The 12,464-nt window shown below is 52.7% G+C and carries 6 protein-coding genes and 1 riboswitch; of the genes, 5 read left to right on the plus strand and 1 reads right to left on the minus strand.

Annotated elements, in window-relative coordinates:
* The first annotated feature begins 3 nt into the window (after positions 1-3).
* Complete coding sequence (gene sufB, locus MYS68_RS36615; protein WP_248930453.1) at positions 4-1,401, plus strand: Fe-S cluster assembly protein SufB; 1,398 nt, start codon at positions 4-6, stop codon at positions 1,399-1,401.
* 181 nt (positions 1,402-1,582) lie between these two features.
* On the opposite strand, the gene MYS68_RS36620 is transcribed toward sufB, so the two are convergent.
* Positions 1,583-1,810 carry a hypothetical protein gene (locus MYS68_RS36620; RefSeq protein ID WP_248930454.1) on the minus strand — a complete coding sequence of 76 codons (228 nt, stop codon included), beginning with the start codon at positions 1,808-1,810 and terminating at the stop codon, positions 1,583-1,585.
* A gap of 260 nt (positions 1,811-2,070) precedes the next feature.
* Positions 2,071-2,193, plus strand: a riboswitch (cyclic di-GMP riboswitch).
* Positions 2,194-2,248: 55 nt separating this feature from the next.
* Here MYS68_RS36620 and MYS68_RS36625 point away from each other — a divergent pair.
* The 4 genes from MYS68_RS36625 (at position 2,249) to MYS68_RS36640 (ending at position 12,438) form a co-directional block, all read left to right on the plus strand.
* Entirely contained in the window at positions 2,249-7,228 is a 4,980-nt protein-coding gene (locus MYS68_RS36625; RefSeq protein WP_248930455.1) for a fibronectin type III domain-containing protein, read from the plus strand.
* Positions 7,229-7,833: 605 nt separating this feature from the next.
* Positions 7,834-10,575 (plus strand): fibronectin type III domain-containing protein, encoded by a 2,742-nt coding sequence (locus MYS68_RS36630; protein ID WP_248930456.1) that lies wholly within the window; start codon positions 7,834-7,836, stop codon positions 10,573-10,575.
* Between the two features lie 26 nt (positions 10,576-10,601).
* A complete protein-coding gene (locus tag MYS68_RS36635; protein WP_248930457.1) occupies positions 10,602-11,549 on the plus strand; it encodes a hypothetical protein in 948 nt (315 codons plus the stop codon).
* A 16-nt stretch (positions 11,550-11,565) separates the two neighbouring features.
* A complete protein-coding gene (locus MYS68_RS36640; protein WP_248930458.1) occupies positions 11,566-12,438 on the plus strand; it encodes a hypothetical protein in 873 nt (290 codons plus the stop codon).
* Positions 12,439-12,464: the final 26 nt, after the last annotated feature.

Below are 12,464 nucleotides of genomic sequence, written 5' to 3' on the forward strand. Positions count from 1 at the left end.
ACGATGGCTAAGAAAATGCCTGAAATGGAAGAGTATAAATATGGCTTTAGGGATGAGCATAAAGCCGTTTTCCAGTCCGGTAAAGGCTTGACGAAAGAAATCGTCGCGGAAATTTCCAAAATGAAGGGCGAGCCGGAATGGATGCTCGACTTCCGTTTGAAGTCGCTCGAGCAGTTCACGAAAATGCCTATGCCTCGTTGGGGCGGCAACCTGGACGATCTCGATTTCAACGATATCCAGTACTACGTAAAGCCGTCCGAAAAGCAAGGGAAAACGTGGGAAGAGGTTCCTACGGAAATTAAAGAAACGTTCGACAAGCTCGGCATTCCGGAAGCGGAGCAAAAGTTCCTCGCCGGTGTATCCGCTCAGTACGAGTCCGAGGTCGTTTACCACAGCATGCAAAAGGATCTCGAAGAGCAGGGCGTTATCTTCATGGATACCGACTCCGCGCTTCGCGAGCATCCGGAAATTTTCCGCGAGCATTTCGGAACCGTCATTCCTCCCGCTGATAACAAATTCGCGGCTTTGAACAGCGCCGTATGGTCGGGCGGCAGCTTCATCTACGTGCCGAAGGGCGTGAAGGTGGAAATCCCGCTGCAGGCATATTTCCGCATCAACTCGGAAAACATGGGCCAATTCGAGCGTACGCTCATCATCGCCGACGAAGACAGCTTCGTGCACTACGTCGAAGGCTGTACGGCTCCGGTCTACAGCACGAACTCGCTGCACAGCGCGGTCGTTGAAATCATTTGCAAGAAAAACTCCCGTGTTCGTTATACGACGATCCAAAACTGGGCGCCGAACATTTACAACCTCGTTACGAAACGTGCGGTTGCGGAAGAAAACGCGACGATGGAATGGGTTGACGGCAACATCGGTTCCAAACTGACGATGAAATACCCGGCCGTCGTTCTCAAAGGCCGCGGCGCGAAAGGCATGGTATTGTCCATCGCCGTAGCCGGCAAAGGCCAGCACCAGGATGCAGGCGCTAAGATGACGCACCTGGCTCCGGACACGACGTCGACAATCATTTCCAAGTCGATCAGCAAGCACGGCGGTAAAGTAACATACCGCGGTCTGGCATCGTTCGGACGCAACTCGCAGGGCTCCAAAGCGAACATCAAATGCGATACGCTCATTCTCGACAACCAGTCGACGTCGGATACGATCCCGTACAACGAGATCATGAACGACAACATCACGCTGGAGCACGAAGCTACCGTATCCAAGGTGTCCGAGGACCAGCTGTTCTATCTGATGAGCCGCGGCTTAACCGAAGCCGAAGCGACTCAGATGATCGTCATGGGCTTCATCGAGCCGTTCACGAAGGAGCTGCCGATGGAATATGCGGTTGAGATGAATAGATTGATTAAGTTTGAAATGGAAGGGTCCATCGGTTAAAATTCCGCAAAGCGGCGGGATAGACCGATGGGCGAAGGAGCGAACCGATATTGTTCGATCCTTGCCTTAACAACCAAAAACGTGCCCGAACGGCTGGAACGCTCGCGTGTTTCAGCCGTTCGGGCTTTTTTCTCCAATTTGCAAATCCTCCGGGCCTTTACTACTGCCACCCGATTCTCCTTTAATACACCATCGTCATCTGATAAGGCGGAAACGACTCGTTTACCTCCCAGGATTCCACAATACACCGAGCAGTGTAAAAATCAAAGCCGCTCCCCATCAAATAAGAGATTGCGGAAATCTCGTACATGGAGTGTGGAACCGATGTATGCTGAGCTTCATACAGTCCGTATTGAACGACCGGAGAGACGGTCCCCAGAACAAAATTTCTTAAATCGATATCGAGCATTACCTCAACCTTCCTTTGTGTAATATAAGTTAGGCAGATGCCACAGTCACATGCTATTCATCATGTGGCGAGGGTGGACCATGAATATGCGCCCAATCATTTGCTATAAATCGACAAAGTTAGACATATCCAAAGATTTGTGGTTCTTTATGACTAATTTTGCAAAATTGTGTGAACGCTGAGAGGATTTTGACGGATTTTGCAGAATAATTCCATTACCTTTGAACGACATCACAGAACCAATGACCTACATGCCAAGTAAATGAAAAAGGCAAACCCGTCCGAAAGGCGGGGGCGCAAAGCCATGGGCCTAAGGCGTACAGCTCTGTTAACGAAATGTTTTGTTTCGGTGCTGCTGTCGCTACGGTTGCCAGGTTGCCAATGTACTTGGCATTTTTGCGTCTAACTGAAGGTGAAATTTACAATCGGAGGAATTTTATGAGAAAGTGCTTGAAGACGATTTCGGGATTGCTGGTATTCATGTTGTTGGTGCAATATTTCATGGAGTCCGGGCTCGGTCTGTTTGACGCGAAAGCATCGGCGCAAAGCCAGCCTGTCCGGGTTAAAATCCATTTTCAACCGCCGGCCTCCCAGGTTCCTGCCGGGGATATTGCCGATTATGGACAAGTGTACGGTTCAAGAAACGGGTTCACTTACGGATGGAATATAGATCATACGGATGTTACTGTCCGCAGTAGTACATATCAAGATGCGATGCTCGATTCTTCCGTCTGGCCGCATCGTGGCGGGGTATGGGAAATAGCGCTGGAGAACGGGAGCTACGACGTCACGGTCAGCGTGGGCGATGCCGTTTACGGCAGCACGAATACGGTGAACGTAGAGGGCGTCGGCATCTGGAGCGGAGCGGTTCTCGGCGGCGGCTTGCATTTGCAGCAGACGAAGACGATTCAGGTAAGCGACGGAAAACTGACGGTCGATCACGGCAGCCTGGACGACGGGATGACGGCGCTTAATTTCATCGAGATCGTCGGGAAAAATCCGGCCGATACGAATCCGCCCAGTATCCCCCAAAATATAACATCTGAAAATGTGTCGGCAACCGGACTTACGGTCAAATGGGACAGTTCAGCGGATGACAATGCGGTTGCAGGTTATAAGGTGTACAGAGACGGCGCAGAAATCGCGACGGTGACCGGCAGCGTGTCTTATACGGATACCGGGCTTTCTCCTGCTGCGTCGTATAAATATGAAATTGCAGCCTTCGATGCGGCCGGAAATTTTTCCGCCAAGAGTTTGCCGCTGACCGTGACGACTTCCGCCATGTTCTCCGCCTTGGCCGCATCGGGCCAAGGCCGCGGGGTACGCGCCGAATATTTCAGCGGCACCGGTTTTACGGATTTGAAGCTGAGGCGGCTGGACGATACGATCGATTTTCAATGGGATGACGAGCTGACCGCAGCCGGACTGGATAACGGTACGTTCACGGTAAGGTGGAGCGGGAAGCTGCAGCCGCGGTATTCCGAGTTGTATACGTTGTACACCGAGTCGCACGGCGGGGTTCGCTTGTGGGTGAACGGACAGCTTCTGATCGATCGGTGGGACGCCAACGGCAGGGTACATGAAAGCGCAAATATTTCTCTTAAATCCAACCAGACTTACGATATCAAGATGGAATATGTGGAGGAACACGGCGTCAGCGCAGCGACACTGCTCTGGTCCAGCAGCAGCCAGACCAAAGAGATTGTGCCCAAGAGCCAGCTCAATCCGCCTTTCGTGCCGGAGATACCGGGGAACTTCCGCATCGCTTCGGCCTCCAGTACATCCGTTTCGCTTGCTTGGGACGCTGTAACGGGAGCTGCCTCCTATGAGGTCGAGGCTGACGGATCGATAGTAAGCAGCGGATCGGGGACCACCTTCACGCAAAATAATTTGGCCCCGGGTTCCAGACATACATACCGGGTTCGGGCCCGGGTGCCGGAGGTAGCCGGCGATTGGAGCGATCCGCTGCAGGCGGAAACGAAGGTTTCCGTTCCGGCGAACGTTCGGGCAGTCGAATCGGACATGACGATTACGGTGACCTGGGATCCCGTTGCCGGGGCGACGGGCTACGACGTCGAAGCGGACGGGTTCACGATCGACAACGGAACGTCCACGACCTACGTTCATAGCGGTCTCATGCCGAATACGCAGCATACATACCGGGTGAGGGCGAAAAGCGCAACCGGAGCAAGCGATTGGAGCGCCATGATCACCAAAGTGGTTTTGACGGAAATTCCGACCAACGTGCAGGCGGTTAATACGAGCCGGAGCATCACGCTGTCATGGGATGCCGTGATCGGGGCGACCGGATATGACGTCGAAGCCGACGGTCAGATCCTTGACGGCGGCAGCGACACAGCTTATACGCACAGCGGTCTTATGCCGAATACGCGGCATGCTTACCGGGTGCGGGCACGAAAGGCGGACGGACCAAAAGCATGGAGCCCGTTTGTCTATAAATCCACTCTTCCCGAAACAGGGCACGGCATCGGGCTGAAGGGGCAGTATTTTGACAATGAGGATTTGACGAATCTAAAAACGACGCGCATCGACGATACGATCGACTTTAACTGGAACCAGGCGTCTCCTGCTCAGGGCATTCAAGATGGCGTATTTTCCGTACGCTGGACCGGACAAGTCGAGCCGGCGTTCTCGGAGACGTATACATTTTATACGGAAGCTCATGGCGGCGTGCGGCTGTGGGTGGCTGACCGGCTTCTGGTCGACGATTGGCAGTCGCATAATAGCAGCACCGGGCAGGGAAGCATTACCCTCGAGGCCGGTAAACGCTACGACATCCGCATGGAATATCGGGAGACAAACGGCACGTCGCGGGTCCGGCTGCTTTGGGAGAGCGCGTCCCAGGCCAAAGATATTATCCCTAAGATTGAGTTGTATCCGATTGGAGTGCCTGCGGGACTGACCTCCTCATCTACGGAAACGACGGTTTCCTTGCAGTGGAACCCGGTTACCTTTGCCGACGGTTACGATGTGGAAGTCGATGGAACGGTTGTGGATGCCGGCTCCGCTCCCTCTTTCGTACATAACGATGTGATGCCGGGAACGCTGCATACGTACCGGGTCCGAGCGAGAAGCGGCATCGTCATTGGAGAATGGAGCCCGTCCATAACGGAAGCGACAAAGCTGGGGACAACCTCCATTCGGGAAATGACGGCGACGGAAACGGCGATTCGGGTCGATTGGGAGCCTGTGTACGGAGCGACCGGCTACGATATCGAGGTGGATGGCGTTTTTATCAATAATGACAACAATACGAGTTATTTGCACGAAGGGCTTTTGTCCGGCACGGTGCACAGCTACCGGGTGCGGGCCAAAACCGAGGCGGTCACGGGAGATTGGACGTCGCCGGTCAGTAAATGGACCTTGCCGGGGATCCCGGAAGACATCGTGTTGTCTTCGACAAGCGATACCATCACTTTGAAATGGTCTGCGGTAAGAGGGGCGACGGGTTATGACATTGAAGCGTACGACACCGTCATGGACAACGCCGATTCGACCGAATATACGGAGTCGGGGCTGACCCCGAACAGCCAGCATACGTACAGAGTGCGGGCGAAAAACTCCAGCGGCGCCGGCAAATGGAGCGCCGTTGCGGCGGAAACGACGCTGCCCGGAGTGCCCGGAGGCGTAACCGGCACCGCGACGGATACCTCTGTCGCGGTCACATGGGACGCTATTGCAGGCGCTTCCGGATACGACATCGAAATCGACGGCGACTTGGTCGAGGCAGCTTCCGCAGCGTATCTGCATTCCGGCTTGCAGCCTTATACCGTACACACTTACCGGGTCAGGAGCAAAAACAGCAAAGGAACGAGCGCCTGGAGCGGGCCGGTTGAGATCGTTACCCTTCCGTCTGTACCGGGAAATCTGGCGGCTGCAGTTTCCGGACCGAATATCACCGTGTCGTGGAATGCGGCACCCGGAGCTGCCGGATACGATCTGGAAATCGACGGCAAAGTGACGGATATCGGAACCCGGACATCTTACGATCATACGGGAGCGGGATACAATGCCGAACATACATATCGGGTACGGGCGAAAAACGGACCCGTCACCGGGCAGTGGAGCGAGCCGGTCACGAAGCTGACCCCTCCGGGCGTACCGACCGGCTTGCAAGCGGCCACGGCCAGCACCTTCATTACGGTGTCCTGGGATACGGTCGTCGGAGCGGCCGGATACGAGCTGGAGGCGGACGGAGCGATTGTGGACACCGGGCTAAATACGTCTTATGAGCATAACGGCCTGGAGGCAAATTCCCGTCACGTTTACCGGGTGCGGGCAAGAAACGCCGGCGGAGCGGGAGAATGGAGCGCCGTCGTGGCTCAGGCAACGGGATTCGGTGCGCCGCAAAACGTTCATTTGCAGACGGCGACGGATTCCATCACGGTCACCTGGGACGCAGTGCCGGGAGCGTCGGCATACGATGTTTTTGTGGATGGAGAGGTGCACGACAACGGGGCTTCCACGACGTTCGGGCATACCGGCTTGCAGCCTTATTCCTGGCACGTTTACCGGGTCAGGGCGAAAACGGCCGAAATGACCGGCGAATGGAGCGAAGCCGCGACGACAGCGACTATGCTCGGCGTACCCGCCAATTTGCGGGCCATACCTTCCAGCTCATCCATTACGGTCACTTGGGACGCGGTGCTGGGAGCAAGCGGATATGAGATAGAAGCGGACGGCGTCCTGAAGGACAACGGGGAATCGACGACATTTACCCATACGGGACTGACTTCCAATTCGAGACATACTTACCGGGTCCGGGCGAAAAACGATAATGTCTACAGCGACTGGAGCGATCTGAGCGAGTGGAGCGTCCGCGTGGATCAGGTGACGGCCCCCGGCGTACCCGCCAATTTGACCGCCACAGCAACGCCGGACTCCATCACGCTCAAATGGGATGCGGTCAGCGGAGCGGATTCATACAACCTGGAAATCGACGGACAAGTGGTCAGTTCCTCCGGCACCACGTACACGCATAGCGGGCTGGAGCCAAACACGATGCACGTATACCGCGTCAGCGCGGCTAACCGCGGCGTGCGCGGCAGCTGGACGGATAAGCTGCAGAAGATCACGACGCCGCAATTGACGCTGAATATCGCCAAAGATACGATTTTCAACTTCGTTTTCGTCGTGCCGAAGAAAAATGGGTTGACCGAGCGGAAAGTGACGGTCGTGTACGATCCGGGCGCTATCGAGGTGCTCGATCTGAGCGCGGTCACTCCCGACATCGAGAAAGCCCCGGGGGCGATCGTCGGCACCAACCTGAAGGTCGCCGAGTTCGTTCCGGGACGCATCGTGTATACGATCCAGAACGCCGACAAGACGATTGTGAACAGCATCCAGCTGCAATCGCTCACGAACGAGTACTCGAAGGTGACGTATACGGTGGAGTAGGTACGGAGGAGGAGCCAACCCAAGTGATGAAAAAACGATTGTTCATGAGAAGGCTGATTTTAAGTTTATGCTCGTTTTTGCTGGTATTGACCATGATCCCGCCAAAAGCCGCATACGCAAACAGCAAGGTCGATATTGTGTTTGTTCTTGATGTTTCCAACGATATGCGTCATCAATGGAACTATGCTCAGCCCGGTTTGTTGAAATTGCTCGACTTATTACTCAACGAACAGGGCATCGATTATCGAGTAGGATTCGTCACGTTTGACAACTCGAATATGGGCTGCAGCGGAGAATTCGATGCTAATCTTGCTAACCTAAGAGGTTACTTTGCATATATCACTACTGCGAATTTTTCGAATTATCAGTCCGATTATGGCTTGGATGCTGCATACTGTGCAGCAAATTCATTCCATTTCGACAACCAGGCATCCAACCATATTATTTTCATATCGGCAGCAACAACTTTGGACAGCAAATATAACAAGACTATCCAAGAAACTGCAGACCTCATGAATTCAAAGCATATTACATTTTCTTCTTATTCCAATCACTTCGGGTATGGTTTGGAATCGAAGACCGGCGGGATCAGTGGAGTTATCGACATGTTTAGCAGCACTTTCCCCCAAGAAGCTTATGAATTAATCATACCGGATCCGGTACCGCCGACCATTGAAGCGGTCGCTCCGACGGCAAACCAAATCATAGGAGGCGCTCCATTCATCCCGGCCGTCAGAGTAGCCGACGGAAACGGAGATACGCTTAACGTCAACTATTATCTTGATTCGGAATCGTCACCGCGAGAAACATTAAGCATCACAAACACAACTACCGCTCAATTGGTCAGCTTTAACGCGTTAAACGTCGGGCAATTATACGAAGGCGGCCATACGATACGGTTTACGGTCAGCGACGGAAAGGCGACGACGGAGCAGACGGTTGGTTTTACAGTCGATCATTCCGGACCCAATTTGCAAGCTGTCGAATTTTCTTCCACGGATACGTCGATTCAAATAACCGGGTCGGCCAATGACCCTGTCGGAGGATTGGACGCCGCTCCTTATCGCTATACGGTAGGGCCGGAGGTGTCCCCATGGACGCAGAGCACTTCCTATGCGAAGGCTTATTTGACACCTAACACCGCATACTACACCAAATTCGAGGCCAGGGACGCGTTCGGCCAAATTTCGGCTCGGGAGCAAACTACGTATACGAAGGCCCAGAGGCCGGGTTTAACGGCTAATTCCGTTACAACAACGAGTGCGGGGCTTTCATTAAACGACGGAAATCCTTCAGGCACCCGATACCAGATTACGACGAACGGGCTTTATGTAAACAACGCGGGCCAAATGTCAGGGACACCGGAATGGATCGCCCCAGTGGGCAAATCTGTTATGGTGACGGGGCTGATGCCGAATACGGCATATACCTTCCAAGCTCAAGCGATAAACGAAGCAGGCGCCGTTACGGGCTTTGGAACGGCCATGACTGCTGTTACTCTCCCGACACCGCCTGTGAATATAACAACAGAAATTTCGCAGCAAACGATCAAGCTTGCTTGGCCGGCTTCCCCTGGAGTAAGCGGATATGATGTGGAAGCCGACGGCATCGTCAAAGATAACGGGACGTTAACGTCCTTTACAGACAGCGGGCTTGTTCCCAATTCGCAGCATACATACCGGGTCCGGGCAAGAAATGCGGGCGGTACCAGCGTCTGGAGCGAGTACATTACGAAACAGACACTGCCCGACCCCCCGCCGACGCCGGGAAATGTGGAAGTCACAACCACGCAGACCGTGATTACGATTACATGGGATCTGGCCGTCCGGGCAACCGGCTACGATATTGAAGTGGACGGTGAAGTCGTCGACGTAAAAGCGAGTAAAAGTTACGTTCATTCCGGGTTATTGCCGGAAACCGAGCATACCTACCGAGTCCGTGCCAAAAACTCGGGAGGAGCGAGCGAATGGAGTCCAATCGTGAAACAAAAAACATGGCCGAACCCGCCGCCGGCAGTAACTAAAATAAGCTCGCAGCCCTCTATCCACAAAATTACGCTGAATTGGGAACCTGTTGAACGAGCGACAGGTTATGAAGTCGAAGCGGACGGATACATTAGAGAGAACGGCAACAGCACGCAATTCGTAGATGAAGGGCTGGATGCACTAACCGATCATACGTATCGAATCAGAGCCAAAAATATCGGAGGCAAAGGCCCATGGAGCGAGCCGCAGAACGTAAGGACGCACCCGGAAAAGCCGATTACACCCGGAAATGTGATGGGTACCTCCGAGGAAACGGCCATAACCTTGATGTGGTATCAGGTGCCGCATGCCGACAGCTACGATGTGGAGGTGGATGGCACAACCATCCTCAACGTACAAGGGAATCAGTTGGTTGATCCGAACTTGTCCCCCGACAGCAAACATTCTTACCGGGTAAGAGCAAAGAACATAAGCGGGGACAGCGAATGGACGAGGCCGATCACACTTATGACGCTGCCTGCCGGCAGTGGAAAGAACTTGTCCCTGACGAATATGGTAGCTGTGGTCGCACCCAGGTCAATCATGATTTCCTGGGAGACGGTGGCGCCGGATGCCCAGTATGACATCGAAGTGGATGGAGAATTGCAGGATAACGGAAAAAACACCATCTACAATCATACCGGACTCAATCCCAATGAGTTTCATACTTATAAGATCCGGCTAAGAAACGGTCAATCCGGAGAGTGGGTTGCGATTCTATCCTTGTCCACCTTGCCGGACCTGCCGGATGCACCGACCGGCCTGAATGCTTTTGCCACAACGAATACGATCGAACTGAACTGGAATAAGGTTGCGGCGGCGGATGGTTACGACATTGAGGTGGACGGCACAACCGTAGACATCGGAGCAAATACGAATTATTTGCATACCAAGCTGGCTCCGGGAACATCCCACACTTACAGGGTAAGAGCCAAAAATATTACCGGAGCCGCTGCCTGGAGCGAGGCGATTACGAAAAGCACGACCAGTCCCGCATACACGGTGAATGCCCATAACGGCATGCAGTTTGATTTAATATTATTCGCCTACAATGTCCAGGACTTTAACGAATCGCAATTTGTGGTGACGTATGATCAGAATCAGCTGGAGATTGTCGACCTGTACAACTTTACGCCGGCTCTAGACACGAAGTCGGGGAAAATTCCGGGCTCCAACCTGGAAGTGACGTATGCTGCCGGAAAAATTGTGTTTCGGAACAAACTGAATATCGTGCCGGGAACGTCCTGGTCGGGAGAGATTACGACCCTTAAATTCAAATCCAAATTCGATGGACAAGCTTCTATTGAAGTGACGGCACAGTAAGGCAACCTTTCCTAGAGGTGAAAACGATGAGTAAATTGTTGATGAGGTATAACAAGCATATTGCGATTTTATTAGCCATTGCGCTGCTTGTTCAAATGTTTGTTGTATTCCCGTGGGGAACACTCGGAGTGCGTCAGGCGTTCACGGGCGGCAGTACATCTGAAGACGGGAAAATTGCCGCGGACATCTCCAATCTGACTGGGGTTACGGTGCAAGAAATTATGAAGCTCAAGCAGTCGGGAAAATCGTGGAACGAAGTGTTGGAAGTTTTGAAAAATCGGCCTGCAATCGGGCAAACGGATAAAGAGAGCAGGGACAAGCTGCTCTCCCAGTCCGGTATTGGGGAAGATGACTTGGATTCTCTGCTGGCCCAGGGATATTCGAATCAAGAGATTAAGGAAGCCCGGTTCATCGCCGAGAGACTGCAATTTCAGCTTAAAGAAATCGTGGAACAATCGCCTTTAAAGCAAGTGGAAATACCTTCAGCGGAATCGATGCTTAATCTGAAAAATGATGCCAAAAAAGAGGCATATGAAAAAATCGCTGAAGGGTTCAGCTTGAAGACAGCCGTAACCTTGATGCTGAAGCTAAAAAAGGATTTGGGAAGCTTCGAGGCAGTGCTTGACGAATATTTGCTGGCATTGCAGATCGGGCTTGAGCTGGAAGATTACTTGAAGGACAAAGCTCAATACGCCAAGCAAAAAGAAGAGAAAAGCATGGGCATCATGCGAAATGCCCTCATTACGTTATCAGTGCTCGAACAGGACTTGCTGGATAAAATCAAAACGGAAAATATGTCGGTGAAGGAAGCTTTCCCCGATACCCGAAAGACGACGGATTCTGTATTGCAGGCGAAGGAAGCAAATATGCCTCTCCCGGACGTGCCGCTGCCGAAGGTAACGGACGTGAAGCCGAAAAATCCAACGGAAGAAATTCGCAATGAAATCCGGAGCTTAGACCCTAACAAACCTTAAACAGAGGAGTCATCGTATGAAAATCAAATCTATCGCTAAAGTTGTCATTGGGGCACTTTTGCTCGGTTTTGCGCTGCAAGCGGGTGTTGTTGTGTTCGCGGTTACCGGAGAGGGCGGCGCTTCATCGACATCAGATACGGCGGCGCCTGCCGCAAGCGCTTCGGAATCCGCGGCCATTGCAGAAGTTCAAATATCCCAAGACGTATTAAATAAAATTAAGGAATCGGATCCGACCCATTACGATCGCAATGTAACGAACTACAAAACCGTCGTGATAACCCGGGATGTTCATCAGAAATTCAAAAATGAGATAGATCGCCTCGTGCTGGCCGGACATCGGTTGCCCGATATCCTTATCGCTTACGAGTATTTATATCACAACTATGGGGATATGAGCCGGTTGGAGTTTTTCGTAAACCAGAAGAAAATGGGAAAAACATGGGAAACTATTTTTATGGAGTATAAACAATCGCGGGGTTCCTTTGTTCCAAGAGATTTTGACTCGGGAGAGCTGGCTGCCTTCATATCGACACCGGGAATATCTCCGGACGACATCATGCTGGCCGACCGGGTTTCGTTTGAAAGCGGCAAGCAGATCGATGAGCTGCTTCGTTTGAAAACCGATAATCCGGGACGAAGCTGGAAAGACATCAATGCGGAGCTTGGCATCTTGAACAGTGCATCCGTCTTGCCCCGAGTGAAGATCACGGCGGAGGACATGGAGTTATATTTGCAGTCCGGGGCGCTCTCCAGAAAACAAATCGCCGAAGCTTTTGTGCTGGCCAATAAGCTGGGCGTACAGCCGAAAATCGTGATCGGACATGTCGGGAGCGGTTTGACGGAAGAGGCAGTTTTTGCCGAAATCCTGCAAAGCAAACTCGATTCATAAGACGAATCATGGAGTTCTATTATTTT

It is taken from the genome of Paenibacillus hamazuiensis, from assembly GCF_023276405.1.
Lineage (GTDB): Bacteria > Bacillota > Bacilli > Paenibacillales > NBRC-103111 > Paenibacillus_AF > Paenibacillus_AF hamazuiensis.

Excerpts from the sequence above, each read along its gene's own strand:
- MYS68_RS36620 (WP_248930454.1), bottom strand. The coding sequence starts at position 1,810 with ATGCTCGATATCGATTTAAGAAATTTTGTTCTGGGGACCGTCTCTCCG.
- MYS68_RS36635 (WP_248930457.1), top strand. The coding sequence starts at position 10,602 with ATGAGTAAATTGTTGATGAGGTATAACAAGCATATTGCGATTTTATTA.
- MYS68_RS36640 (WP_248930458.1), top strand. The coding sequence starts at position 11,566 with ATGAAAATCAAATCTATCGCTAAAGTTGTCATTGGGGCACTTTTGCTC.
- sufB (WP_248930453.1), top strand. The coding sequence starts at position 4 with ATGGCTAAGAAAATGCCTGAAATGGAAGAGTATAAATATGGCTTTAGG.
- MYS68_RS36630 (WP_248930456.1), top strand. The coding sequence starts at position 7,834 with ATGTTTAGCAGCACTTTCCCCCAAGAAGCTTATGAATTAATCATACCG.
- MYS68_RS36625 (WP_248930455.1), top strand. The coding sequence starts at position 2,249 with ATGAGAAAGTGCTTGAAGACGATTTCGGGATTGCTGGTATTCATGTTG.